The organism is Mesorhizobium sp. CNPSo 4684, from assembly GCF_057784315.1.
Map to the genome: position 1 here is coordinate 43,810 of NZ_JBWLUX010000032.1, position 26,501 is coordinate 70,310.

The window sequence follows — 26,501 nt, forward strand, 5'->3', positions numbered from 1 at the left end:
CGAACCCCCCTTCAAGAAGCAGGCTGCTACTGCCGGCCGTGAGGACTGGTAACTGTTGGTATGCGAGGACTATCCGGGCTCTGCTGGAGCCGGCTTGCCAATGCCACCGTGAGGGCTTGTGCAAGGCACATCGGCGCTGCCAGCGAGCGCGAGAACGTATATTCGTGTTCCGGGACAGCGAAAAGCACCGAGGCTGACTTCGCGAGTGGCGACAAGGTGCTGTCGGAGATGGCGATGATCGGCACATGCGCCGCGGCTACCTGTTCCACGACATTGACGACTTCCGTTGCGTAGAACCGGAAGGATACCGCAAACAGCAGGTCGCGCTGAGTAATCGTGCGCGCCATGTAGGTTGCGAGGCCGCCACTGGGATCCAGCAGAACGCAACGTTTGCCAAGCATCGTCAGGACGTAGCGAAGCAGATCGACAACGGGGGCCGAGCGCAGCTGTCCTATCAGGTAGACCGTCTCACTCTTCTGCAATAAATCGACGGCCTCGACGATCTTGTCAGCCGAAACGTCCGCCAGCAAATCCTGCAGCGATGCGATATCCCGCACAACCAGATCCCGCAGAAACCCGAGTTCGCTTCGATCTTCGCGACTGCCCAGCTCCGCTTCGAGAGCCCGCATTCTCGCCTCGAAGCCTGGCGCGGCCGTGGAAAGGCGCTTCTGAAACAAGCCCTGAAGCTCTTTGAAGCCCTCATAGCCGAGTGACTGCGCGAACCGAACAAAACTGGACGCGTGGATTCCACAGCGCTCGGCGATCGCGGTTACCGAGAGAACCGCTACGTCGTTCGGGTTTTGGGTCAGGTAAACTGAGATGGCCTGATACGATTTACTCATGCCCTCGAAACGATCATGCACGAGGCGGATGAGCTCTTCGTAGTTCTTCGGCGGTTCGGCAACATTCATATTCAAGATTCCTGCAAAATTCGTTGCAGTGTGCCCCGAACTCGTTGGAATTGCCAATGGATTGGCGAAATGGTCCGCACCTTTCAATGCGGACCATTTCCATCGTTCAATAGGCCTGCTGACCGGTCAATTTTTCGATGATCTTGTCGATCGAGACCGCAAGGACGAGCAGCAATCCGGTGACGATAAGCCTGACCTCGTTCTTGACGCCCATTAGATTCAGGCCGTTTTGAACGGTTCCGATGACCAACGCCCCAAGCAGTGCCGCATGGATGGCGCCGCGCCCACCGAACAGGCTGACGCCCCCGATGACTGCCGCCGCTATGGATTCCAGCAGAAGGGTACCGCCGCCGACGCCGCCGCCGGAAAACACACCCACACCCAGCGTACGTGAGGAGGCAATGATGCCCGCTATTGCAGCGACGCCACCGGCGATGGCAAACGCCGCAGTCCGGATGCGCGGCACCTTGATGCCGGAGCGCCTGGCGGCCTCGGCATTGTTGCCGATCGCGTAGAGGTAGAGCCCGAACTGCGTTTCGTTGAGAATGTACCCGCCCAGCCCAAGCAGAACGGCAAATATGAGCACTGGTAACGGAATTCCCTGATTGGCATTGAGGATTACGACCACCCCCGCGCCGATGAGTGCCGATACAGTCAACGGTATAACGACCGAATGCATGATAGAGACTTCCAGGCCGACTTTGCGTCTGCGCCGGATGCTGGAAAGAATGAGAAGCGCCAGCACCACGATGCCGACCGCCCAGGCAACCCAGGCGTAAATTCCTTCGATCGTCGTTTGTGCGATCAATTCGACGCCCGTGCCCATGAGCCCGAAACGTGCGGTGGCAGGCAATAAAAGAAGCTGGATGCCGTTCAAGGCGAGACCGAGCCCTAGCGTAACCACGAACGAAGGCACACCGATCCAGTTTACCCAGCGGGCTGAGCCCGACCCGATTGCAGCACCAAGCAAGACGGACAGCGGAAGAGCAAGCCAGGGGGAGATGCCGTAGTCGACAATCATTTTGGCGCTCATCACTGCCGTGACGCCGTGGATAGCCGCAATCGAGAGATCGATCTCGCGAACCAGAAGCACAAACATCAGACCGAGCGCCATGATGCCGACGACAGTCGACTGCAGCAACAAGTTCGAAAGATTGCGAGGCGTGAGAAACACGTCGCTTTGAAGAGCGAAGAAGACCCAAAGCGCCACGAGTCCAATTATTACTGGCAACGCCCGAAGGTCGCTTCCAAGCAACTCGCCAAAGGTGCGGCGTTTCGGAGCCGCGCTTGCCGGGATCGAGACCATGATTTCCTCCCTGAGGTGAATTTTCGGCGGCGGATCAGCCGGCCAGATTTACACCTTCGTTGCCGCCCACCATCGCATTCACGACCGTCTCGCCGGTCACCTCTTTCGACCGGAAACTGGCGGCGTTCGCGCCAAGGCGCATAACCTCGATCCTGTCTGTCGAGTTGACCACGAAATGATGGATGTCATGGCTGACAACGACCACACCAAGCCCATCATCGGCCAGGCTGCGTATAAGGTCCGCGACTTGCTGCGCGGCCGAGTGGCTCAGGGCCGCCGTGGGCTCGTCCAAGATCACCACCTTGGGCTTCCACAGGACCGATCGGGCGATGGCGATGTTCTGGCGCTGTCCTCCCGACATCGCACCGACGGGTCGGGTTAGCGATAGATTGCTAAGCCGCATCCGGGACATGACCTCGCGTGCCCGCACTTCGCACTCCGCTCGTCTTATGCGGCTACCAAACAGGCGCGAGCCGGTAAGCTCGCGTCCCAAAAACAGGTTCTGCACCGCGTCCAGATTGTTGCATAGGGCGAGATCCTGGTAGACGGTGGCAATGCCATGCTTGGTGGCATCCGACGGGGTGCGAACGAGCGCCGGCCTGCCTTCGATCTCGTATTCGCCGGAGTCAGCGGCGTGAACGCCTGCCATGACTTTGACGAGCGTCGACTTGCCGGCTCCATTGTCACCGACAAGGGCAACAATCTCGCCGGCGTGAACGTCCACGGACGCGCCGCGTAGCGCATGCACCGACCCAAAGGACTTCTGGATGTTGCGGAGGGAAATGAGCGGCACCGACGAACTCGTGGCCGGCGCGTTCCGCATCGAAGGCGCATCTGCTGGTGCGGTCATCGTTTCTCCTCCCCAGGCTCGGTGGGGGGCCATCCTCGGTGGCCCCCCTTGGTGGCTCTACAGGTTCTTCTTGCAGGTATCCGTCGTCTCAATGCCCTTACAGATTTCCGCCCAGGTCCAGACACCTGCCTTGACCACATCGCCGAGGTTGTCCTTGGTGATGTTGGAGACTGGAAGGAATACGGCTGGCACGTCCATGAAGGTGTTGTTGACCTTGCCGTTGATCAGGTTCTGCGGAACCCCTTTGCCTGCCACGATCGATGCGACCACATCGGCGGCATAGGTCGCCTGAACCTTGAGGTCCTTGAGCACGGAGTTGTCCTGCCAGCCCTGCGCGACGTAGCGCAGCGCTTCGACGGTTGCATCCTGACCGCCAGTCACCAGCTTGTCGCCTGGTTTGAAGCCCTGGGAAATCAGTGCTGCAACCGAGCCGCCGGTCGTGCCGTCGTTCATGCCGATGAAGACATCGACGTCGCCGCCATTCTTGGTGAGGCAGTCTTCGGCAAAGCTCTGAGCGATCGTCGGATCCCAGTTCTGCGTGTATTGCTCACAGACGACCTGGACCTTGCCGGAATCGATCAGCGGCTTCAGGAATTCGTCCTGGCCAGCTTCATACTGCTTGGTGCCATATTCGCCCTGGTTGCCCTTCACTCGGGCAACCTTTACCGGGGTTTTCGACATAGCCTTGATCAGTTCGGCGGCGCGCTTGCCCTGCTCGCGGCCAACGGCAAGCGAGTCAAACACCACGTGAGCCTCGGCTTTTCCGCCGACGGCATCGTGATCGTAGAGCACGACCGGCACATTCGCCTTGGCGGCCGCCGCCAGCTCGCCAGCCGCGAGATTGGCATCGGCGGAAGTGAGGAGGATGACCTTCGCCCCCTGGGCAATGGCGTCCTCGACCTGCGACTGCTGCTTGGATGGGTCGCCCTGGGCGTTCGCGACGACGACTTCAACGTCCGGGGCTTTTTCCTTCATGGCCGCAACGAAAAAAGGAGCATCACGGCTCTCAAAGCGGATCGTGGTTTCGTTGGGCAGAAGGAAGAAAACCTTCGCCTTGTCCGCAGCAGCGGCGCCGCCAATCAGGGTCGCGGAAATGACGGTTGACGCGAAAAGGGTAGAGATCAGTCGTTCCATTCATACCTCCCGTGGAACAATGGTTACCCGGAGCTGCGGGCTAGAGATCCCTCTCCTCGCCTTCTCCTCCCCGGCCTGAACACTGACGTTTGCAATGCCCATTGCGTAATTATCTATTCTGCAAAACACGATGAGTCAAAGGAAAAATGCAACGATGCGTGACCGATACATAAATCCGCAACAAACATTGCATCGATGCGTCCGCCTCGACGTAACGACCTGGTCAAGCGGCCTTGCCTGCGGAGCGATTCACGACCAGGGCCGGATCGATCTTCCCCGAAAAGAAATCGATTACGTTTCGGACTGAAGCCACAGCCATTCGCTCTCCGCACTCTTTTGTCAGTCCGGCGATATGAGGCGAGAGGATGACCTGATCCAGATTGACCAGTGGGTTGCCTTCGGCTGGTGGCTCACGGTCGAAGACGTCAAGGCCTGCGGCGCCGACCTGGCCAGAGCGCAAAGCATCAACGAGGGCTTGCTCCTCGACAATGCCTCCCCTGGCCGTATTCACGAGGATGGCGCCGCGCCTCATGACAGCAAATTCTGCGCGGCCTATCAGAGGTTGGTCGGCCTTCGGTATGTTGATCGAAATGAAATCGGCCCACGACAAACCATCACGCAGCGTGTCTACCGCGCGGACCGGACCTTCGGGCCAGCCTTGCTCCTTCAAGTAGGGGTCGAAAGCCCTGACCTCCATGCCAAAGCCGGAAGCCATGCGCGCCAGATGGCGCCCAATTCGGCCAAATCCGACAATGAGAAGGTTCTTGCCCGAGATCTCCTCCGCCTCCAAATTGTTGCGCCATCCCCACTCGCTGGGTTGCCGTACCGAGCGATCGGCACGAAGCGCACGTTTGGATGCGGCAAGGATCAGCATCATGGCGTGTTCAGCGACCGAGACTGAATTCACATCCCCAACGATCGTGAGCGCGATGCCGCGCTCGTTCAACGACGGCAAATGGACGGCGTCATATCCAACCCCATGCCGGGAGACGACCCTCAGGCGATCGGCTTTCGCAACGGTCTCGGCAGACAAGGGTTGCGTCCGAAGAACGAGCGCGTCGGCCTTGCCGATCAGAGGTGCATATGATTGCTCGGACACTTCTTCGACATAGTCGAACGTGACATCGGGCAGGCTGTTCAGGAGGGCTACGCCGGAGGGATGCAGTTTCCCGGCAACGAGGATGTGCGGCATCAGTAGGCCCCCTTCTCTCCGGCGGCAGCGACCCGACCCGTCAGTTCCCGAAACCGACCGACACTTGCCGCCGCGGCTGCGGCCAGGAGGCGAGAGTCCCCCGCAACAGTGGTCATGTTGAACCCCCATTCGATGGCGCGGGCTGCGTAGTCGGCGGTGCCGCAGTGCAGGGCAGCTTTGATGCCATTGGCTTTGCAGGTCGCGACGATCCGGTGCAGGGCATCGATCATCTCGGGCTCTTCGCGATCGAAGGCGGGAGGCAGCCTGCCCTGCGTCAGGCTGAGCGTCAAATCCGCAGGCCCGACATAGATCCCGTCCAGGCCGCGTGTAGCGGCGATCTCGTCGAGGTTGTCCATCGCCTGCCTGGTCTCGACCATTGCAAAAGCCAGGATTTCGTCATTGGCTTCGCCGGCGTAGTTGGAGCCGGCCGCGAAGCTGACCCTGGTTGGCCCGAAGCTGCGCTGCCCTGATGGCGGATAACGCAGGTAGCTGACGAACTCCGCAGCCTGCGCGCCGGTGTTTACCATCGGGCAGATAATGCCATATGCGCCCGCATCCAGCGCTTTCATGATGATACCGGGTTCGAGCCAGGGAACACGAGCCATCGGCACGACACCGGAAGCCCGCATGGCCTGAAACATGGGCAGCACCGTGGAATAGTCCAAAGCGCCGTGCTGGATATCGATCGAAACGGAGTCATAGCCTTGCGCAGCCATGATCTCGGCTGTGAAAGCGTTGCCGATGGAAAGCCAGCCGTTGATTGTCGGTCGACCCTCGGCCCAAATCTGCTTCAGCTTGTTCTTTATCATCCGAGCCTCCTAGAAGACGATTTGCGCGAGCTTGGTATCGAGGTAGTCGTTAATGCCTTCGGTGCCGCCTTCACGTCCCATGCCGGAGTGGTTGGTGCCGCCGAATGGAGCTTCGGATGCCGCCAGCGCGAAGCTGTTGATGCCGACCATCCCGGCCTTCAGCGCGGAAACAGTACGACGCGCTCGCCCCGGCGAACGGGTGAATGCATAGGCGGACAGGCCCATGTCCGAAGCATTTGCCCTGGAGAGCGCCTCCTCTTCCTCGGTGAAGCGCGTGATTGCCGCGATGGGACCGAAGTTCTCCTGGTCGAAGACCTTCATATCGTCGGTGACATCGGTCAGGACGGTCGGTTCGAAGAAGTGGCCCGCATTGAGATCCGGCGCGCGACCGCCCCCCGCGACCAAAGTCGCGCCTGCCTTCACCGCATCGGCGACGATGGCGTCGATCTCTCTGAATCGCGCTGCGTTTATCAGCGGGCCCATCTGGGTCGACGGATCAAGCCCATCGCCTAGCTTGAGTGCCTTGGCCCTCTTGACGAAGCCGTCGACGAACTGATCGTGAAGACTGTCGTGGATGAAGAACCGATCCGGCGTTACGCACACCTGGCCGGCATTCGCAAACTTCGTCGGCACCGAAACGTTGAGCGCGAGTTCGAGATCCGCGTCGTCATAGACGATCAAGGGGGCGTTGCCGCCAAGTTCCATCGACACTTTCTTGACGGTGTCTGCTGCGTCCCGGATCATCTGCTGGCCGATGCGGGTCGAGCCGGTCAAGGACACTTTTCGCACGGCCTTGTCGGCCATGATCGGGGCATAGGTGGTGGTCGTGGGTCCCACCACGAGGTTGACGGTGCCCTTGGGAAGGGCACGCATGCAGTCCACCATCACCATGGCGACCCCCGGCGTTTGGCTTGACGGACGCACGACGACCGAGCAGCCGGCGGCCAGCGCCGGCGCGACTTTGCGTGCGACAAGCGCTGCGGGGAAGTTCCAGGCGGTGAAGGCGCCGACAATGCCCACCGGTTCACGGGACACTTCGAAGCGGCCACCGGGAACCCGCGATTCGATGATCCTGCCGTAAATCCGCCGCGCCTCCTCGGCGAACCACCTGAATTGGTCAATCGCCAATATCCACTCTCGCTCCGCTTGCGCGACAGGCTTGCCCGTCTCGAGCGCGATCATGCGTTTGGCGTCGTCGGCACGCCGTGTCATCTCATCGGCGATCTTGTGAAGGGCATCCGCACGGGCGAACCCGCCCGTGGACCGCCATTCTCGCAACCCTCTGGCGGCCGCCGCGAGCGCGGCTTCGGTATCGGCCACGGTCGCAACGGGCACAGCGCCCATTGCTTGGTCGCTGACGGGGCTGACGACTTCGGCTTGCGTCTTGTCCGATGCGGCCATCCACTGGCCATCGATGAACAGACCATAGTTCTCGTACATGAATCACCCAATCTCACTGATGCTGACGGTGCGGCGCTCGGCGGCCGACCTGATCGCCGCTTCGGCCAGCACGAGGGCCGCATGGCCGTCCTCGAAACCGACCTCCGGCTTTTTTCCAGTTTCGATGGCATCCACGAAGGCGCCGATTTCCGCCATGAAAGCCTCGGCATATCGATCGATGAAAAAATTGAGCAGCGGAGCAGCCTTGCCCGTGAAGTCCGCCCGATGGAGGCTGGTCATGTGCGGCCGGCGATTTTCCGAAACCAGCATACCGCCGGAACCCAAGGCCTCAACACGCTGGTCATAGCCGTAGGTTGCCTGCCTCGAATTGTTGATGATGCATTGCTTGCCCGACGCTGTTTTGAGAACGACCGAAACGGTGTCGTAATCATCCAGGCGATCCATCAACGCCTTGTCGACCAGCCGGCTTCCGGCAGCGAACACTTCGGTGACCTCTTCGCCTAGAACAAACCGCGCCATATCGAAGTCGTGAATGGTCATGTCGCGGAAAATACCGCCGGAAGCCTCGGCATAGGCCACTGGCGGCATTCCAGGATCGCGCGATGTGATGACCACCTGATGCAGATCGCCGATGTCCCCCGCGCGGACCGCGTCGCGCAGGGCCCGATGACCAGGATCGAAGCGCCTGACAAAGCCAAGCATGATGGGGATATTGCTATTGGACCGGATGGCCTCTGCGCATCGCTGCACGCGGCTCAGATCGAGATCGATCGGCTTCTCGCAAAGAACCGGCTTGCCGGCGGCGACCGCCTTCTCGAGCAAACTAGCGTGAGTTGGCGTGGATGTGGCGATCAGCACCGCGTCGACGTGCTCGTTCTCGATCACGGCATCGACAGAATCGAAAACCGGCACACCCAATTTAGCGCCCACTTCTTCAGCGGCGGGACGATGCACATCGAGCACGCCGGCCAGCGATGCACGGGGATGCGTGGCAATGTTGGCCGCATGCATGCGGCCAATTCTGCCGCAGCCAAGCACTGCGATTTTCAACAAGAATTCCTCCACTCGCGCACATTTTTGCAATGTTTGTTGCGAAACTCTTGCATTGTCAATAAATTTTTCGTAGGTATCTCGAAACCTGATGCATGGGAGGAGATGCTATGTCCCGCGAGACCGTGCGCCTGACGATGGCGCAGGCGTTAGTGCGCTATTTATGCAATCAATTCACGGAGATAGACGGGGAGAAGGTGTCTCTGTTCGCCGGCGTATTCGGTATCTTTGGCCATGGCAATGTCACCTGCCTTTCCGAGGCGCTGGAAGCGGTACAAGACAAATTGCCGACCTGGCGCGGCCAGAACGAGCAGTCGATGGCGCTCGCCGCAGTTGCCTTTGCAAAGGCATATCGACGTCGCCGGCTCATGGTCGCAGCGACATCGATCGGACCAGGCGCGACCAATATGATAACCGCCGCCGGAACGGCACATGCCAATCGCCTGCCGGTGCTTCTCATTGCCGGCGATATCTTTGCAAATCGCGTGCCGGATCCTGTCATGCAGCAGGTCGAGCATTTCAATGATCCGACCATATCCGTCAACGACGCCTTCAAGGCAGTGACGCGGTATTGGGATCGCATCCTGCTGCCCGAGCAGATCATTTCGTCGCTGCCGCAAGCGGTCGCAGCAATGCTCGACCCGGGCGATTGCGGACCCGCGTTTCTCGGCCTGGCACAGGACGCGCAAGAGGTGGCGTATGACTATCCGCTTGCGTTCTTTGAGCCGACGACCTGGGCTGTGCCGCGTCCAAGGCCGGACCGCAACAAGCTTTCCGAGGCCGTGGAGCTTTTAAAGAAGGCAAAGAAGCCCCTTATCATCTCAGGCGGTGGCGTTCGATACTCAATGGCCGAGGAGCTCGTCGCTGATTTCGCGGTTCGGCGCGGCATTCCGATCGTGGAGACCATAGCCGGCAAAAGCGCTCTCACACATGACCATCCCGCGCACGCCGGACCTATCGGCATCATCGGTTCGACCTCCGCGAATGCGCTCGCGCAGGACGCAGATGTCATCCTGGCGATCGGAACACGGCTGCAGGATTTCACGACTGGATCCTGGACCGCCTTTCGGCGAGACGCCAGATTCATATCGATCAACGCCGCCCGCTATGACGCGACCAAGCATCGTGCGGTCGCAGTCGTCGGCGATGCGCTCGAAACGGTTACCGAACTGGACGCGGCGCTCGGCGACTGGAAGATCAGTCCCGACCACATGAAGCGCGCGAAGGCGCTGTTCGCGGATTGGAACAAGTTGCTCGACGAGTATCAGGCACCGACCAACGGCCCGGTTCCCACCTATGCCCAGGTCGTGGCGGTGGTGAATGAGGCCGCCAAACCGAACGACACGCTGATCGCCGCCGCCGGCGGCACGCCAGGCGAAGTCACCAAGGGCTGGCGGGTGAAGCAGAGCAACACCTTCGATTGCGAATTCGGGTTCAGTTGCATGGGCTACGAGATCGCCGCCGGCTGGGGTCATGCCATGGCGAAGAACGGTGACGGCATGCCGATCGTGATGATCGGCGACGGCACCTACATGATGATGAATTCCGACATCTACTCGACCGTGCTTGCGGGCCACAAGATGATCGTGGTGGTTTGCGACAATGGCGGTTTCGCCGTCATCAACCGGCTGCAGCAATTCAAGGGTGTACCCGGCTTCAACAATCTCCTCAAGGATTGCCGCGTCAAGGAGCCGTTCGCCGTCGACTTCGTGAAGCACGCCGAATCCATGGGGGCTTTGGCGCGCCGTTGCGAAAGCCTCGCCGATCTCAAGGCCGCCATGGAATGGGCGCAAGAGACCGACCGAACGACCGTGCTCACCATCGTCACGGATGCCTTTGCATGGGTGCCTGGAGACGCCGACTGGGACGTTGGCGTGCCAGAGATCTCCGAGCATGAGTCCGTGCAAAAGGCGCGCGTCCAGCAACTTGAAATCCGCAGCAAGCAGCGGGTCGGAGTTTGACGTGAACCGGATCGATGGGAAAATAGCAGTCGTCACTGGCGGCACGCAGGGTCTCGGCGCAGCCGTTGCCAGGCTTTTCGCCCAGGCGGGCGCAGCAGGCATCATCACCTGCGGTCGCGACCGAAATAAAGGCGAGGCTGTCGCCAAAGCGATAACCTCGGACACGGATGTCCCGGTCACTTTCGTGGTCGCCGATCTTCAGAACGTCGATCATTGCCGGGCAGTGTTAGCGCAGGCCGAAGCGACATACGGGCGCGTCGACATCCTCGTGAATGCGGCCGGCCTCACTGATCGCGGAAACCTTCTCAACACGAGTCCTGAATTGTTCAACCGCATGTTCGCGATCAATGTCAGGGCGCCGTTCTTCCTGATGCAGGAAGCCGCCAGGTTGATGATCGGCCAAGGCGTGAAGGGAAGCATCGTCAACATCGGCTCGACGTCGGAGAGGGCCGGGCAACCCTTCCTGTCCTCCTATTCGGCGTCGAAAGGTGCCCTAGCCACCCTGACCCGAAATTCCGGCTACGCGCTCATGCGCAACCAGATTCGGGTGAACCAGCTCGATATCGGTTGGATGGCGTCTGACGGCGAGGACCGCGTGCAGCGGGAATACCATCACGCAGAAGCCGACTGGCTGGCCAAAGCGGCGGCCGCTCAACCCTTTGGCCGGCTGCTCGCGCCAGAGGAGGTTGCCCGCGCGGTTCTCTTCCTGGCATCGGACGATTCCGGCATGATGACGGGCGCCGTTGTCCATTTCGATCAATCGGTCTGGGGCGCCTATGATGGTGGTCCCCCGGCACCCGCACTGGCCTTATCCGCATGAGGACGCGATGATGAAAACCATAAAAGGACCCGGCATTTATCTGGCGCAGTTTGCAACCAACGAGGCGCCGTTCAACACGCTTCCCGGCCTCGCCGGCTGGGTAGCGGACAAGGGCTTTGCCGGCGTACAGATACCGACCTGGGACACGCGCCTTATCGACATGAAGCTTGCGGCCGAAAGCAAGACATACTGCGATGAGCTGAAAGGCATTGTCGCCGAAAGGGGCCTGGAGCTGCCCGAGCTCGGATCACATATCACCGGTCAGCTGGTGGCGGTGCATCCCGCGCATGACCGCCTCATGGATAGTTTCGCTCCGGCGGCCGTCCACAACAACCCGGCAGCCCGGCGCGCCTGGGCGGAGGAACAGATGAGGTTCGCCGCCCGGGCTTCGCGCAACCTTGGCATCGACCGCCATGTGAGTTTCACGGGCTCGCTTCTCTGGCCGTATCTCTACCCCTATCCGCAATGGCCGGAAGGGTTGGTTGACGATGCCTTCGACGAACTTGCCCGTCGCTGGCTGCCTATCCTCAACGACTTCGACGAGCAGGGCGTGGATCTCTGCTTCGAAATCCACCCCTGTGAGGATGTCCATGACGGGCTGACCTTCGAGATGTTTCTCGAACGGCTCGGCAACCATCCGCGCTGCAACATACTCTACGACCCCAGCCACTTCGTCCTGCAGGCCCTGGATTACCTCGCCTTCATCGATCACTACCATGAGCGGATCAAGATGTTCCACGTCAAGGACGCGGAGTTCCGGCCCGACGGCAAGACCGGTGCATATGGTGGTTTCCAGCCATGGTCCAAGCGCGCCGGGCGCTTCCGCTCGCTCGGCGATGGCCAGGTGGATTTCGGGACGATCTTTACCAAGCTATCCACCTACGGCTTCGATGGCTGGGCCACTCTTGAGTGGGAATGCTTCATCAAGAACCCGGAGGACGGCGCGGCTGAAGGCGCCGAATTCATCCGGAAGCATATCATCCGCGTCGCCGACCGCGCATTCGACGATTTTGTGAAATCCGGTGCCAACAAAGCCGCCAACCGGGCGATGCTTGGCTTGACTGAGGCATAGACGAATGTCCGATACGATCACGAAGAAGCCCCTCCGACTGGGTATGGTGGGAGGCGGCCAGGGGGCCTATATCGGCAACATTCACCGCATCGCCGCGAGGCAGGATGGCGCATGGCAACTCGTCGCCGGCGCGTTCGATGTCGACGCGGCCCGCGGTCACGCCTTTGCGGCTCGCGAGGGCCTCGATCCCGCCCGTTCCTATGACGACTACAGGGCGATGATCAGTGGAGAGTTGTCTCGCGAGGACAGGATAGACGCCGTCGCCATCTGTACGCCGAACTTCACCCACTTCCCCATCAGCAAAGCGTTCCTGGAAGCCGGCTTTGACGTCATTTGCGAGAAGCCGCTCACGGCAACCCTGGAAGACGCCATTGCTCTGGAAAAGCTGGTGCGCGACACTGACCGATTCATGGGCGTGACCTACACATACTCGGGCTATCCGATGGTGCACGAAGCACGGGAGATGGTCGCCAACGGCCAACTCGGAAAGATCCGGACCGTCCAGGTCGAATACCCGCTGGAGTGGATGGCGACCGCCATCGAGACAGAGGGCAACGCTCAGGCGGCTTGGCGTACCGATCCCAAGAAGAACGGCCGGGGCGGTTCGATCGGCGACATCGGCACGCACGCCTATCACCTTGCGGGCTTCGTCTCCGGCCTTAAGCTCGAGTCTCTCACCGCGGATCTTGCAACCTTCGTGCAAGGGCGGGCGCTCGATGACAACGCGCATGTGATGCTTCGCTACCAAGGTGGCGCTCGCGGTCTCCTGTGGTCTTCCCAGGTGGCGCTGGGATCGTCAAATGGCGTCCGGCTGCGCGTATTTGGGGAGAAGGCTTCGCTCGCTTGGTTTCAAGAACAGCCGAATGAGCTGATCCATGCGCGTCTTGGCGGGCGGACTGAAATCATCAAGCGCGGCGCCGACAATCTCAGCGAAGCAGCGAAGGCGCGAACCCGGACGCCACCGGGGCATCCGGAGGGCTACTTGGAAGCGTTCGCCAACCTGTATGCCGGGTTTGCGGAAGCGATCCACGCTAGGCGCGAAAAGCGTGAGCCCATGGCCATAGGTCGTGATATACCGACCGCTTACGACGGGCTCAAAGGTGTCGCCTTCGTCGACGCAGTCGTTGACAGCGCAAGCGCACCTGACCCCTCTTGGATGACCCCCGTCGCTGTCTGATTGAAACCATCAACAAGTTGCGCCAGGCCTAGAGAGTGTGCTCGACTTCCGCTCGGTTTGACGCGATGCAGGTTGCTCCAAGGACCTACTACCAGGGCAAAGGCATTCGGGCTCGCTAAATTCCGAGCCGTAAATCGGGCCGGGCAAACCTGCGCACGAGAACAGCACAGCCTGGGCGCCTCTGCAGCGCCCAGGCTGTCCATGACAGAATCCTCGGTTCAATTCTTGGCCGTGTCGGCCTTTTCGATGAGGTCGGCGACGGCCTTGGGATTGGAGACGTAAACGGCGTGGCTGCCGGGCACTTCCACGGTCGTCGCCTTGGCGCGGCTGGCCATCTGGCGCTGCGCCGGCGGCGGGATCATGTGGTCGTCGGTGGCGACCAGGTACCAGCTCGGCTTCACCTTCCAGGCCGGTGCGGTGACCTTGCCTTCGAGCGCCGCCACGCCCCACGGCACCTGCGAATCCGCCATGAAGGAGGCGAGCGAGGGACGGACATCGGCGGCGAACGAGGCCGCGAACTTGGCCTTGTCGAGCATCAGGAAGCCGTCGACGGGCGGCAGGATCGGCGGCACCGGCGCACCGGGCGGCGGGTTGGCGATCAGGGTCGAAACCGATTCGCCGGCATCCGGCGCGAAGGCTGCGATATAGACGACGGCAGCCACCTTGGGATCTGTGCCGGCTTCCGACACCACGACGCCGCCATAGGAATGGCCGACCAGGATGACGTCGCCCTTGGAGGCGGCAATGGCGCGCTTAGTGACGGTGACGTCGTCGGCGAGCGAGGTGGTGGGATTCTGGACGATGGTCACGTCATAGCCGTCCTTCTTCAGGATCTGGTAGACCCCGTCCCAGCCGGAGCCATCGACGAAGCCCCCATGCACGAGCACGACGGATTTCACAGGTTCGGCCTTGGCCGAGAACGTTCCGGACGCGCTTGCGCTGAGGGCCAGGGCGGCGGAAGCGACGATTGCTGCGGTGTTCGACATTTGAGTTCTCCTTTTTCAAAACATTTGTTGGCGTTGGTTGCAGGAGGACTATGCGACAGGGCTGATGGACGCGCTTTCAGGCGGCATTCAGGGGACCTTGATTTTCCCTTGAGACCGCTTTGATTTTGCGTCCACGACAGGATTAAAGTGGCGACCTATTCGCCACGCGGCCTGGAGCGAGCAGTTTGTCGTATCATTTCGAGGATTTCGCATTGGACGGCGATCGGCGCGAACTGCGTCGCGGCAGCGAGTTGGTCCCCGTCGAGCCGCAGGTGTTCGACTTGCTGCAATATCTGATCCGCAATCGCGAGCGCGTGGTGAGCAAAGACGATCTGGTCGACGCAGTCTGGCAGGGACGCATCGTCTCCGACGCCACGCTCGCCAGCCGCATCAACGCCGCCCGCAATGCGCTCCACGATAGCGGCGAACAGCAGCGCCTCGTCCGTACCATCCTGCGCAGGGGCTTTCGCTTCGTCGGCACCGTGCGCGAGGAGGGCGCTGGCCAGGCGAGCGCCCCTGTGCAGCAAGCAAAGGTGGTTGACCTGGGCATTCCCGCCCGTCCATCCATCGCCGTGCTGCCCTTCGCCAATATGAGCGGCGATGCCGAGCAGGATTATTTTGCCGACGGCATGGTCGAGGACATCATCACGGGTCTCGCGCGCATCCGCTGGCTGTTCGTCATCGCGCGCAACTCAAGCTTCACCTACAAAGGCCGCGCGGTGGACGTGAAGCAGGTCGGGCAAGAGCTCGGCGTGCGCTATGTGCTGGAAGGCTCAGTGCGCAAGGTCGGCAACCGCGTGCGCATCACCGGCCAGCTGATCGACGCGGAGGACGGCAGCCATTTATGGGCCGAACGCTACGACCGCGAACTGACAGATGTGTTCGCGCTGCAGGACGAGATCACCGTCAGCGTGGTCGCAGCGATAGAACCCAATCTGCGCCGGGCCGAGATCGAGCGCGTCAAGCGCAAGCGTCCCGACAGTCTCGATGCCTATGATCTTTTGCTGCGCGCGCTGCCCGACGTTTACACCTTCATGCCGCAGGGTGCCGCCAAGGGCCTGCCGCTGCTCGATCAGGCCTTGGCCATCGAGCCGAGCTATGCGCTTGCGCACGGCTTTGCCGCCTGGGCGCACCAGACGCTGTTCATCCGCGGCGGCCTGCGGCCGGAGCATCGCGACAAGGCTTCCCGCCACGCGCATGCCGCTATCGAGCACGGCTCGGGCGACGCGATGGCACTCGCCTTGGCCGGCTTCACCATCGGCCTGGTCGAACACGACCGCAGGCTCGCCGACGAGGCGTTTTCACAAGCCCTGGCGCTCAGCGCCTCCTGCGCCTTCGTGTATGCCTTCGGCTGTGTGCCGGTGGCCTATGGCGGCGACGCGGCGCGGGCGATCGCCTGGTGCGAGCAGGCAATGCGGCTCTCGCCGCTCGACGCCATGAGCTGCGTGCCGCAAGGCATCATTGGCTTTGGCAACTTCTTATCCGGCCGGCATGAGCAGGCCGTCGCGGCGGGCCGCCGGGCAGTGGAACTCAACCCTGGCTTCAGCATCCTGCACGGATGGCTGGCCGCACCCCTTGCCAGGCTCGGCCGGCTCGACGAGGCAAGAGCGTCGGCAGCGCGGCTGATGTCGCTCGACCCAAATTTCACAATCGGCCGTTGGTCCGTCGCCGTTGGAATTGCGCCTGATATCCTCGATGACGTAACCGACGCCATGCGGAAGGCCGGCCTGCCTGGATAACCAATAGAGGTGCATGCCCGGTCGCAGGGGCCACCCGACAGCCGTGGCATAGCGTACTCCGGTGCACCCAACCCATCGTCACGTCCCGGGTATGGGTGCGCCGGGCTCGATGAGCCCCTCCCCTTTGAGATCCGCCCACAGTGCCCAGGGGATAGTCTCCCGCAGGTAACCCAGATTCTGCCTCAGCTCTTCGACCGACCGGGCGCCTGGGATAACGCTCGTCACCAAAGGATGGCCCAACGGAAACTGCAGCGCCGCCGCCGGTAGCGACACATGATAGCGGGCGCAGATCGCCTCGATGCGGCGGACGCGTTCGAGCACCGGTTCCGGCGCCGGCCTGGTGTTGAAGGTGGCGCCCTTGACGGCGCCTGTTGCCAGTATGCCGGAATTGTAGGGACCACCGATGATGATCCTGGTGCCGCGCTGCTCGCACAGGGGCAGCAAACTCGCCAGGGGCTCCTGCTCGAGCAATGTGTAGCGGCCGGCGAGCAGGAAATAGTCGAACGCGCCCGCGACGACGAAATCGGACAGCATCTGCCATTGGTTGATGCCGACGCCGACAGCCTTGATGACGCCTTGCGCGCGCAGTTCGTCGAGCGCCGGATAGGCGCCGTCCATCGCCTCCCTGAAGCGGCTTCTGGCGTAGGGGTCTTCGCCGGGGCCGAAATGGATGGCTTCGTCGGGATCGTGGATCGAGACCATGTCGACATAGTCGGTGTCGAGGCGCTTCAGCGTTCCCTCGAGCGAGCGCATCACCGCATCGCGCGTATAGTCGAACTCGGCGCGGAAAGAACCGGGCTGGTCCCATAGCGCCGGCTGCAGCTCTTTTGGCGGGATCGGGACGAGGTCGTAGCCGATCTTGGACGAGATGACGATTTCAGCACGTGGCAGTGACTTGATCGCCAGCCCCAGACGCGTCTCGCTGACCCCAAAGCCGTAGACCGGAGCGGTGTCGAAATACCGGATGCCGTTGTCAAAGGCCGCCTGCACGGTCTTCACGGCTGCGTCCGTGTCGACGGCGCGGTACATGTTGCCCAGCCCGGTGCCACCGAGCCCGATCGTCGTCACCTGCAGGCCGTTCTTCGCAACAGCCCTGAATTCGATTTCAGCCATTTTCTCTTCCTGTGATTCCTGCTGTCCATCGTGCCGGTCAAACGGCAGCCCTTCCGCACGGTGTTGCGACCGCAAAAAAGGCTGGCGCAAATCCGGTGTCGAAAAAGCATTGACACAAAAGTTGTCATATAACAATGTAACCAGATGACAAAGGCGGGCAAGCCCGCAAAACGACAAGGGAGGAATGCATGGACGACGAAACGAAAGATCAGATGGCGATCAGCCGGCGCAGCGCCTTTGCGCTTGCGGGAAAACTCGGCCTCGGCGCTGCAGGCCTTGCCAGCGGACTGGCAGGGGCCGGTCTGGCCGGTGGCATCAGCGCGGCAAAGGCGGCCGATTCATCGCCCGGCCTGCCGAAGAAGCCCTACAAGTTCCACTTCGTCTGCCACGTGACGCTGGACCAGTTCTTCACGCCGACCGTCTATGGCATCCAGGATGCTTGCGCCGCCTTCGGCTGCAGCTATCAGTGGACGGGATCGCAGAAGAACGTCGTCTCCGAAATGGTCAGCGCCATGCAAACCGCGATTGCGCAAAAGTCGGACGGCATCGCGGTGTGCCTGGTCGATCCGACGGCTTTCGACGCCGCCAGCGACATGGCAGCCCAGGCCGGAATCCCGGTTGTCGCCTTCAACGCCGACGTGCCGGTCGGCAGTCCCAACAAGCGGCTCTCCTATGTCGGCCAGCCGCTCTACCAGTCGGGTTACAATTCGGCGCTGAAGTGGCTGAAGCTGATCCCCAAGGGCGGCCATGTCATGCTGTCGATCGGCGTGCCCGGCTCGCTCAACACGCAGCCGCGCCTCGATGGCTACATCCAGGCGATCAAGGACGCCAACAACGGCGTCACCTACGATGTGGTCAACACCGGTCCGGATCCGGCAACCGAAATCTCGCGCGTCGAGAGCTATTATCTCAGCCACAAGTCCGTCAACGGCCTGTTCGGCACCGGCGGTTCCGACACCTATGCCTGCGGTTTCGTCTCCAACAAATACGGGTTGGTGAAGGGAGGCGGCGCGGTTGCCGGCTTCGACCTGTTCCCCCAGACGCTCGACTTCATCAAGGGCGGCGACGTCAACTTCACCACCGACCAGCAGGCCTATCTGCAGGGCTTCCTGCCGGTGCAGCAGATGTATCTCTACAAGCTCTCCGGCGGTCTCGTCGGCCCGGCCAACAGCGACACCAGCCAGGCCTATGTCACCAAGGACAATGTCGACGCCTATGTCGGCAAGTCGCGTTTCGAGGGCCGAAGCGACGTCGAGCCGACCTGACACGTTCTCCATTAACTCCAGCCCCCGCCGCGTCATTTCACTGTGACGCGTCGAGGGCGCCAGTTGCTGCCGGCAGGCAGCCATCCGCCTAGAGATCAGGAAGTGATTAAGTGCCGCCATGCAAAGCCATAACAGCCGGGAAAGGCGCCGTTGGCGTCAAGGTCCCGCACACGATGACGGAAAGGCTGCTCATCCTTTTGTCCCGTTACCGCGAGGCCAGTATCGCCGTCGTCGCCATCGTGCTGGTGATCTATTTCCAGCTCGGCAGCGATGGCGGATTCCTGTCGCTGCAATTCATGAGCGTGGTGCTGCGCGACACCGGCCGGCTCGGCCTGATCGCCGCGGCGGAAGTCATGCTGATGATCACCGGCGAGATCGACCTGTCGCTCAGCGCCATCTTCTCGATCGCGCCCTATGTCATGGCGCTGCTGTCTGTCACCTATGGTGTGCCGCTGGCCGTCGGCGCGCTGATCGGCGTGCTGATCGGCATCCTCGTCGGCGCCATCAACGGCATCATCACGGTGCGCTTCAAGGTGCCGTCGCTGATCACCACCGTCGGCATGCTGTTCTTCCTGCAAGGCATCGTCGTCTCGATCTACAACAGCCAGCCGATCGTGGCGCCGGTCGAGCAGCCCTTCAACGCCATCTTCGGCCAGAGCCTCTACCAGCCGTCGGATGGACTGTTCTCTTTGCACGGCATCACGGCCTTCACGCCCTTCCTGTGGGCGATGGTTCTCGTGCTGGTGCTGGCGCTGGTGCTTTCGCGCACCACCTTCGGCCTGCACACGATCGCCACCGGCTCCAACATCATCGGCGCGCGTGAAATCGGCGTGCGCACCGACCGCATGAAGATCTATAATTTCATGATCGCCGGCGGCTTCGCTGCCTTTGCCGGCATCATCAACACCGCCCAGTTCACCTCGGCCGATCCGCAGGCCGGCAGCCCGTTCCTCACCTTGCAGGCGATCGCGGCGGCGGTCATCGGCGGCACCTCGCTGCTGGGTGGCTCCGGCACCGTCATCGGCGCGTTGATCGGCGCTTTCGTCGTCGCCTCGCTCAACAACGGCCTGGTGATGATCGGCGCCCAGGCCACCGTGTCCGACATCTATCTGGGCGCTGCCATCATCGCCGCCATGATCCTCTCAATCCAGGTCGACCGCCTGCGCACACGGAGGCGGGTATGAACACGCAGACCACCATTCCACCGCTCGCCGCGGATGCGCCGACCGTGCTGGAGATGAAGAACATCTCCAAGAGTTTCGGTGCCGTCACCGCGCTCGTCGATGTCTCGATCAAGCTACGCCAGGGCGAGGTTCTGGCGCTGGTCGGCGACAATGGTGCCGGCAAGTCGACGCTGATCAAGATCCTGTCCGGCTTCCACCAGCCCGACACCGGCACCATCGTCTCGCAAGGCAAGGAAGTGCGTTTCGCCTCGCCGCGCGATGCGCGCGCCCAAGGCATCGAAACCGTCTATCAGGACCTGGCGCTGGTCGGCGATCTCAGCGTCTTCCACAACATGTTTCTGGGACGCGAATACCACAAGCGCTTCCTCGGCCTGAACCTGCTCGACAACAGGAAGATGCGCGAGCAGGCGCAGCTCTATCTCGACACGCTGGGCATCACGATTCCAAGCGTCAACAGCACGGTCGATCTCCTCTCAGGCGGACAGCGCCAGTGCATCGCGGTGGCCCGCTCGATCTATTCGTCGCCGAAGATCCTGGTGCTCGACGAGCCGTTGGCGGCACTCGGCGTGCGCGAGAGCGCGCATGTGCTGGGCCTGATCCAGAATCTGCGCCGGCAGCGCCAGGTGTCGGTGATCCTGATCGTCCACAACTACAACCAGATTTTCGAGGTCTGCGACCGCATCAACTTCCTGCATGCGGGCGAGGTGGCGCTCGACGCCTCCACCGCCGATACCAGCGAGGAAGAACTGATCCGCATCGTCAAGTCGGGCCTGGGCACCAGGGCGATCGAAGCCGCCGCGGCCGAAATCCGGCCGGGCCTCGTATGAACCAGCCGCCGGCAACGGCTGCCAAAATCCTTGCCGGCAAGACCTCCCACTTGCCGGCGCCTCGCATGGAGTATTCGTCTTGACGTTCTCACCCACCGAACTGACCAGATCCCTTGGCCGTGGCCTGCTGTCCTTTCCGCTGACCTTTTTCGATGATGACGGCGCCTTCAACGAAGACGGCTATCGCGCCCATGTCGCTGCCCAAGGCACTGCCGGCGCGAGCGGGCTTTTTGCCGCCGGCGGCACGGGCGAGTTCTTTTCGCTGACGCTGGAAGAATACAAGCGCGTGGTACGGGCGGCGTCGCAGGAGGTTCCCGATACCATGCCGCTGCTCGCCGGCGTCGGCTACGGCACGCATATGGCGGTGGAGTTCGCCAAGGCCGCCGAAGCCAACGGCGCCGACGGGCTGCTGGTGCTGCCGCCCTATCTCGTCAAGTCCGAGCAGGAGGGCCTGCGCCGTCACCTCACCGCCATTTGCCGCTCGGTCGGGATCGGCGTGATCGCCTATAACAGGGACAACGCCATTCTGACGCCCGAGACACTCGATCGTGTGGCGCAGGATTGTCCGAACCTGATCGGCTTCAAGGACGGCGTCGGCGATATCGAGCTCCTCACCGCAACGCGCTACCGCATGGGCGACCGGCTGGTCTTCATCGGCGGCATGCCGACGGCTGAAGTCCATGCCAGTGCCGCCGCGGCCATCGGCATGACGACCTATTCGTCGGCGATCTACAATTTCGCGCCTGATATCGCGCTGCGTTTCTTCAACGCGCTGCGTGCCGGACGCACGACGGAAGTCGGCGATCTCATCCGCTCGTTCTTCCTGCCCTATCTCGCTATCCGCAACCGCCGCGCCGGCTATGCCGTGTCGATCGTCAAGGCGGGTGCGCGCATTGCCGGCATCGACTGCGGCCCGGTGCGGTCCCCGCTTCTCGACCTGACGGCGGATGAGGAGCGCCAGCTCACTGATCTCATGCAGTCCTGCAAGATGCCGGTCGCGGAGCTGGCGTAAGGTCTGATGGGTCAGGCGGGCGGATCGAATACAACGATCGACGACGGGCTAGGCCTAGCTGTCGACCATGCGGCGATAGCGCTCGCGCCCGGCCTCCAGATGTTCGCGCAAGGTGAAGCGGGCGGCTTCGACATTCTGCCGTTCGATCGCCTGGTAGATGCGGCGATGCTCCATCTGGACCTGCTCCAGATAATGCCGCCGCTGCTCGGGCGTCTCGTCCCGCGGGCGCATCAGTTGGCGCGGAATGAGGACGGGTCCGAGAAAATGCATGAAGCGCTCGAAATAGGGATTGCCGGTGGCGGACGCGATCGCGCGGTGGAAGGCAAAGTCCGGCTCGATGGCGCTGTCGCCGGCGGCGATCGAGGCGTCGATGGCATCGAGGCAATCGCGCATGCGGGCAAGGTCGTCGTCCCCGCGCTTTTCGGCGGCAAGGCCTGCGGCTTCCAGTTCCACCGCAAGCCGAAGCTGCAGCACGTTCTGGACTTCGGTCAGGGAGTGAAGCTCGTCGGAGATGATGCGGAACGTGGTGTTGGCCGCATGGTCGGCGACGAACACGCCCGACCCCTGGCGGCTGACCACAAGCCCTTCGGAGCGCAACGACGCCATGGCTTCGCGGATCACCGTGCGGCTGACACCGAATTGCGCGATCAGCTCCTGCTCGGTCGGCAATTTCTCGCCGCTGGTCAAATGACCGGCCCGTATTTCGCGCGCAAACCAGTCGGCAACCTGCGCCGTCCGGCTGATCTGCGGGGGAAGGCCAAAGGAACGTTTCATCGTCCCCAAGCAATAAACGAACCGCGTTTCTTGGCAACCCATTATTTGTCTGGTGATATGATAAGATTTCCAGCGCGCCAGTGGCGCGCAATCTTCGTTCGCTTTGCCGCCTCAGTGCGAACGTGTCTGCGGCATCAGTCGAAGGACAAGGCGTGATGATTCCTGAAAAACCGGTGCTGCTGACCGGAGTTTCCGGCACGATCGGACGGCTGCTTTCAGTGAGGCTGGCGGCGCTGGGCTGGACCTTGCGTCTCACCGATATCGTGCCGTTGCGGATACCGCTGCCCGACCGGGCCAGCTTCACCCTTGCCGATATCGAGGATCGGCAAGCGGTGAACGAACTCGCCGAAGGCTGCGGGCTGATCCTGCATTTCGGCGGAATCTCCACCGAGCAATCCTTCGAGACCGTGCTCGGCCCCAATTTCCGCGGGCTCTTCCACATCTATGAGGCGGCGCGCCGGGAGAAGGCGCGGGTGGTGTTTCCGTCTTCCGTGCATGCGGTCGGCCTTTACGAGCGGACGGAAATCCTTGACCAGGACTGTCTGTTGCGGCCGGATGGCTATTACGGCTTGTCGAAAGCCTATGGCGAGATGCTGGCGCGGCTCTACTTCGACAAGCATGCCGTCGAAAGCGTGATCATCCGCATCGGTTCGGTGCTTCCCGAAGTGCCCGACGAAAGGATCCTGTCGACCTGGATATCGCATGACGATTTCGTGCGGCTGATCGAGCGTTGCGCTCAAGCCGAGCGTGTCGACTGCTCGGTGATCTGGGGGCAGTCCAACAACAGCAGGGGATTCTGGCGCCACGATGCCAGGCTCGCGCTCGGCTGGACGCCGCAGGACAGTTCCGACAGCCAGGCCGAACGCGTGCGCGGCAAGGTCACGGACAATCCGGTGGTGGAGCGCTACCAGGGCGGCAAGTTCATCGTGGTGGACTATAGCCGCGACGGGTTCCCGCCGCGCGAGATGTTTCCGGACGAGTGAGCTACTAAGCCGCCGGCAGCTTCCGCCCCGCGATCAGATCCGCCGCCTTCTCCGCGATCATGATGACGGCGGCATTGGTGTTGGACGACACGATGCTCGGCATGACCGAGCTGTCGCAGACACGCAGGCCTTGAAGCCCGCGCACGCGAAGTTCGGGATCGACGACACTGTCGGCATCGCCGCCCATGCGGCAGGTGCCGACCGGGTGATAGGCGCTGCGGCCATGTTCGCGGGCGAAGGCTTCGAGTGCTGCGCGTCCTTGCATTGCCTTGCCCGGAAGATGCTCGCGGCTGATGTATTTCGAAAAAGCCGGCTGCGACAGGATCTCGCGGCTGATCTCAATGCCGTCGATGGCGCGTTCGAGATCGTAGCGTTCGGCGAAGGGGTTGGGATCGATGATGGGGGCATCGCGCAGGTCGGCCGATTTCAGCATGACACTGCCGCGCGAGCGGGGTCGCACATGGTAGGAATTCAGCGTGCAGCCATTGCCGCCGGGGACCGAGCCGATGCCTTCCTCGACGCCGGCGCCGGGCAGGAAATGAAATTGGATGTCGGGCGTCTTCTCCGCGCGGTCGCCCCACCAGAAGCCGCCGGCTTCGACGATGTTGGAGGCCACCGGCCCCTTGCCGAACAACGCGTATTCGAGACCGGCCACCGCCTGCCAGCGCTTCTTCTTGTAGCGGTCGACGCCGTGCGGTCCGTTGAGTTCGGCGACGACATCGACATCCATATGGTCGTGCAAATTCTGGCCGACGTTTTTCGCATCGTGGACGACCTTGATGCCATGTTGGCCGAGATGCGCGGCGGGGCCGATGCCGGACAGCATCAACAGTTTCGGCGAGCCGATGGCGCCCGCGGTGACGATCACCTCGCGCTCGGCGCGCAGCAGTTCCGTGCGGCCATTGACGAAGATCTCGACGCCGATGGCACGACCGTTCTCGACCACGACCCGGCTGACCGTGGCATCGGTGCGCAGCGTCAGGTTCTTGCGGCCAAGCGCCGGCTTCAGGTAGGCAACCGCGGTGCTCGAGCGTTTCCCCCGGCGCGTCGTCGTCTGGTAGAAGCCGGCGCCGGCCTGCTCACCCGCGTTGAAGTCGGCGCGGAAGGGCAAGCCGGCCTGCTGTGCTGCCTTGACGAAGATGCGAGTCAGCGGATGCGGCGCGCCGCTGGAGACGCCGAGCGGTCCGTCAATGCCGTGCTGCGGGTCGGCAAACGTGTCGTTGCCCTCGGCGCGGACGAAATAGGGCAGCACATCGGCATAGCTCCAGCCGGTGCAGCCGTCGTCGGCCGCCCAGCCATCATAATCCTGCGGGCAGCCGCGCGTGAACACCTGGGCGTTGATCGAGGAACCGCCGCCGAGCACCCGAGCCTGCGGATAGACCATGGTGCGGCCGTCGATCGCCTTGCCGGGTGCGGTGTCATAGCCCCAGATCAGCGGCCCCGACGTCATCTTGAAGAAGCCGACGGGCATATGGATGTAGCGATCGGTGTCGGGCGGGCCGGCCTCGAGCAGGACCACGGACAGGTCCGCATCCTCGCTCAGCCTGGCGGCCAGAATGCAGCCGGCCGAACCGCCGCCGACGATGATGTAATCCGGCATTCTCACTCCCTTTGCCGGGGGCAAAATCAGTGCCCCCTTCTCTTGCGCGCGACGATCTCAAGTCGCTTGTGCCGCGTCAAGAGAAAGGGTATGGTTATCGTGTTGAAGGGTTGTCGTACAAGTAGAGGAGCTTGATAATCCGTCACGTGGAAGTCCCGGCCGCGCGCTCCGCGCAAGACGCCGGGCGGAACAGAATTCAATCGGGAGGATTTCGCGACATGAAGGACACGAAGAATTTTACCGTCAACCGGCGCACGCTGATGTTGGGCGCCACCGCCGGCGTGGCGACGCTCGCCATGCCGAGCGTGCTGCGCGCGCAGGACAAGCCGACACTGGTGACGTCGATCCGCTCTTTGTCCAACCCCTATCATGCGGTGTGGAAGACCGGCGCCGAGGCCTACGCCAAATGGGCGGGGCTCGAACACGTCACGCTGGTGTCGGAAGGCAATTCCGAGAAGGGCATTGCCGACATCAAGGCGATGCTGGCCAAGACCGGCGGCAATATGGTGCTGAATTCCGACCCGAACGATACGCCGGATGCCCGCCCGATCGTCGAGGCCTGCGCCAAGGCCGGCGCCTATGTGGTGACGCAGTGGAACAAGCCGGCGGACCTGCATCCGAAGGACTTCAACCCGAACTATGTCTCGCATATCGAGTTCGACGGCATCGACAGCGGCAAGACCATTGCCGAAATCCTGTTCAAGACCATTGGCGGCAAGGGCGGCATCGTCGCGCTTGGCGGCCTGATCTCGACCACGGCGGCGATCGAGCGCAAGAAGGGCCTCGACGCGGCGCTTGCTGCCAACCCCGACATCAAGCTGCTCGACTTCCAGGTCGCCAACTGGAAATCGACGGAAGCCTTCGACCTGATGGGCAATCTGCTCACCCGCTTCGGCGACGACATCAAGGGCATCTGGGCTGCCAATGACGATATGGGCTCCGGCGCGCTGGAAGCGCTGCGCGCCGAAAACCTCGCCGGCAAGGTGCCGATCGTCGGCGTCGACGGCATCAAGACGGCGGTCGACGCGGTGCGCACCGGCGAGTTCGCCTGCACCGTCACTTCCGATCCGTTCTGGCAGGGCGGCATGGGTCTGGCCATCGGCTACAACGCCAAGATCGGCAAGTTCGATCCGACCAAGGAGCCGCCGGAACACCGCGAATTCTACGGCAAGGCGGTGCTGATCTCGCACGACAATGTCGAGGAATACTACAAGACCAATGTCGACGCGAAGCCCGAGATCGACTGGAACGATCTGTGGGGCCGGGTGACCGGAGCGATCCGCACCTGATCCATCGGAGCGGGCTGCTGCTCCCTGGCGGCCCGCTTCCTCCCGC

At 62.2% G+C, this 26,501-nt stretch carries 23 protein-coding genes; 11 read left to right on the plus strand and 12 right to left on the minus strand.

Annotation, left to right across the window (positions count from 1 at the left end; translation table 11 throughout):
* Positions 1–26: 26 nt before the first annotated feature.
* From AC04SG_RS25835 to iolG, 8 genes are all read right to left on the minus strand, one after another.
* The gene (locus tag AC04SG_RS25835; protein ID WP_488553343.1) at positions 27–911 is read right to left on the minus strand and encodes a MurR/RpiR family transcriptional regulator; all 885 of its coding nucleotides are present in this window, start codon (positions 909–911) and stop codon (positions 27–29) included.
* A 106-nt stretch (positions 912–1,017) separates the two neighbouring features.
* A complete protein-coding gene (locus tag AC04SG_RS25840; RefSeq protein WP_488553344.1) occupies positions 1,018–2,217 on the minus strand; it encodes a sugar ABC transporter permease in 1,200 nt (399 codons plus the stop codon).
* 34 nt (positions 2,218–2,251) lie between these two features.
* On the minus strand, positions 2,252–3,067 hold the full coding sequence (locus tag AC04SG_RS25845) for an ATP-binding cassette domain-containing protein (RefSeq protein ID WP_488553345.1): 816 nt from the start codon (positions 3,065–3,067) through the stop codon (positions 2,252–2,254).
* Between the two features lie 57 nt (positions 3,068–3,124).
* Positions 3,125–4,201, minus strand: coding sequence for an ABC transporter substrate-binding protein (locus tag AC04SG_RS25850; protein WP_488553346.1), 1,077 nt, complete (start codon positions 4,199–4,201; stop codon positions 3,125–3,127).
* A gap of 223 nt (positions 4,202–4,424) precedes the next feature.
* Positions 4,425–5,393, minus strand: a complete 969-nt coding sequence (locus AC04SG_RS25855) for a hydroxyacid dehydrogenase (RefSeq protein ID WP_488553347.1) — start codon at positions 5,391–5,393, stop codon at positions 4,425–4,427.
* Positions 5,393–6,202 (minus strand): HpcH/HpaI aldolase family protein, encoded by an 810-nt coding sequence (locus tag AC04SG_RS25860; RefSeq protein ID WP_488553348.1) that lies wholly within the window; start codon positions 6,200–6,202, stop codon positions 5,393–5,395. Before AC04SG_RS25860 ends, AC04SG_RS25855 begins: the two co-directional genes overlap by 1 nt.
* A gap of 9 nt (positions 6,203–6,211) precedes the next feature.
* A complete protein-coding gene (locus AC04SG_RS25865) occupies positions 6,212–7,642 on the minus strand; it encodes an NAD-dependent succinate-semialdehyde dehydrogenase (protein WP_488553349.1) in 1,431 nt (476 codons plus the stop codon).
* A gap of 3 nt (positions 7,643–7,645) precedes the next feature.
* Entirely contained in the window at positions 7,646–8,656 is a 1,011-nt protein-coding gene (gene iolG / locus AC04SG_RS25870; RefSeq protein WP_488553350.1) for an inositol 2-dehydrogenase, read from the minus strand.
* Between the two features lie 107 nt (positions 8,657–8,763).
* Here iolG and iolD point away from each other — a divergent pair, with 107 nt between their 5' ends.
* Genes iolD through AC04SG_RS25890 form a run of 4 tightly spaced genes read left to right on the plus strand, consistent with a single transcriptional unit; the run spans position 8,764 to position 13,683 of the window.
* Positions 8,764–10,614, plus strand: coding sequence for a 3D-(3,5/4)-trihydroxycyclohexane-1,2-dione acylhydrolase (decyclizing) (gene iolD / locus AC04SG_RS25875; RefSeq protein ID WP_488553351.1), 1,851 nt, complete (start codon positions 8,764–8,766; stop codon positions 10,612–10,614).
* Position 10,615: 1 nt separating this feature from the next.
* Positions 10,616–11,434 carry an SDR family oxidoreductase gene (locus AC04SG_RS25880; RefSeq protein ID WP_488553352.1) on the plus strand — a complete coding sequence of 273 codons (819 nt, stop codon included), beginning with the start codon at positions 10,616–10,618 and terminating at the stop codon, positions 11,432–11,434.
* Between the two features lie 10 nt (positions 11,435–11,444).
* Positions 11,445–12,506 (plus strand): sugar phosphate isomerase/epimerase family protein, encoded by a 1,062-nt coding sequence (locus tag AC04SG_RS25885; protein ID WP_488553353.1) that lies wholly within the window; start codon positions 11,445–11,447, stop codon positions 12,504–12,506.
* 43 nt (positions 12,507–12,549) lie between these two features.
* Positions 12,550–13,683, plus strand: a complete 1,134-nt coding sequence (locus AC04SG_RS25890; RefSeq protein ID WP_488553371.1) for a Gfo/Idh/MocA family protein — start codon at positions 12,550–12,552, stop codon at positions 13,681–13,683.
* A 218-nt stretch (positions 13,684–13,901) separates the two neighbouring features.
* On the opposite strand, the gene AC04SG_RS25895 is transcribed toward AC04SG_RS25890, so the two are convergent.
* The gene (locus AC04SG_RS25895; RefSeq protein WP_488553354.1) at positions 13,902–14,669 is read right to left on the minus strand and encodes an alpha/beta hydrolase; all 768 of its coding nucleotides are present in this window, start codon (positions 14,667–14,669) and stop codon (positions 13,902–13,904) included.
* Between the two features lie 185 nt (positions 14,670–14,854).
* Here AC04SG_RS25895 and AC04SG_RS25900 point away from each other — a divergent pair, with 185 nt between their 5' ends.
* Positions 14,855–16,408: a winged helix-turn-helix domain-containing protein gene (locus tag AC04SG_RS25900; RefSeq protein WP_488553355.1), complete on the plus strand. Its 1,554-nt coding sequence runs from the start codon at positions 14,855–14,857 to the stop codon at positions 16,406–16,408.
* Between the two features lie 78 nt (positions 16,409–16,486).
* On the opposite strand, the gene AC04SG_RS25905 is transcribed toward AC04SG_RS25900, so the two are convergent.
* On the minus strand, positions 16,487–17,521 hold the full coding sequence (locus AC04SG_RS25905) for an aldo/keto reductase (protein WP_488553356.1): 1,035 nt from the start codon (positions 17,519–17,521) through the stop codon (positions 16,487–16,489).
* Between the two features lie 188 nt (positions 17,522–17,709).
* Here AC04SG_RS25905 and AC04SG_RS25910 point away from each other — a divergent pair, with 188 nt between their 5' ends.
* The 4 genes from AC04SG_RS25910 to kdgD all read left to right on the plus strand — a co-directional run bounded on the left by AC04SG_RS25910 (position 17,710) and on the right by kdgD (position 21,809).
* Entirely contained in the window at positions 17,710–18,786 is a 1,077-nt protein-coding gene (locus AC04SG_RS25910) for a substrate-binding domain-containing protein (protein WP_488553357.1), read from the plus strand.
* A 110-nt stretch (positions 18,787–18,896) separates the two neighbouring features.
* Complete coding sequence (locus tag AC04SG_RS25915; protein WP_488553358.1) at positions 18,897–19,970, plus strand: ABC transporter permease; 1,074 nt, start codon at positions 18,897–18,899, stop codon at positions 19,968–19,970.
* Entirely contained in the window at positions 19,967–20,797 is an 831-nt protein-coding gene (locus AC04SG_RS25920; protein ID WP_488553359.1) for an ATP-binding cassette domain-containing protein, read from the plus strand. Before AC04SG_RS25915 ends, AC04SG_RS25920 begins: the two co-directional genes overlap by 4 nt.
* 79 nt (positions 20,798–20,876) lie before the next feature.
* A complete protein-coding gene (gene kdgD / locus AC04SG_RS25925; RefSeq protein WP_488553360.1) occupies positions 20,877–21,809 on the plus strand; it encodes a 5-dehydro-4-deoxyglucarate dehydratase in 933 nt (310 codons plus the stop codon).
* Between the two features lie 54 nt (positions 21,810–21,863).
* On the opposite strand, the gene AC04SG_RS25930 is transcribed toward kdgD, so the two are convergent.
* A complete protein-coding gene (locus tag AC04SG_RS25930; protein WP_488553361.1) occupies positions 21,864–22,583 on the minus strand; it encodes a FadR/GntR family transcriptional regulator in 720 nt (239 codons plus the stop codon).
* Positions 22,584–22,738: 155 nt separating this feature from the next.
* Between AC04SG_RS25930 and AC04SG_RS25935 the strand changes: the two genes are divergently transcribed.
* Complete coding sequence (locus AC04SG_RS25935) at positions 22,739–23,566, plus strand: NAD-dependent epimerase/dehydratase family protein (RefSeq protein ID WP_488553362.1); 828 nt, start codon at positions 22,739–22,741, stop codon at positions 23,564–23,566.
* Positions 23,567–23,570: 4 nt separating this feature from the next.
* On the opposite strand, the gene AC04SG_RS25940 is transcribed toward AC04SG_RS25935, so the two are convergent.
* Positions 23,571–25,166: a GMC family oxidoreductase gene (locus AC04SG_RS25940; RefSeq protein WP_488553363.1), complete on the minus strand. Its 1,596-nt coding sequence runs from the start codon at positions 25,164–25,166 to the stop codon at positions 23,571–23,573.
* A gap of 218 nt (positions 25,167–25,384) precedes the next feature.
* On the opposite strand from AC04SG_RS25940, the gene AC04SG_RS25945 reads away from it, so the two are divergent.
* Positions 25,385–26,455 carry a sugar ABC transporter substrate-binding protein gene (locus AC04SG_RS25945; protein ID WP_488553364.1) on the plus strand — a complete coding sequence of 357 codons (1,071 nt, stop codon included), beginning with the start codon at positions 25,385–25,387 and terminating at the stop codon, positions 26,453–26,455.
* Positions 26,456–26,501: the final 46 nt, after the last annotated feature.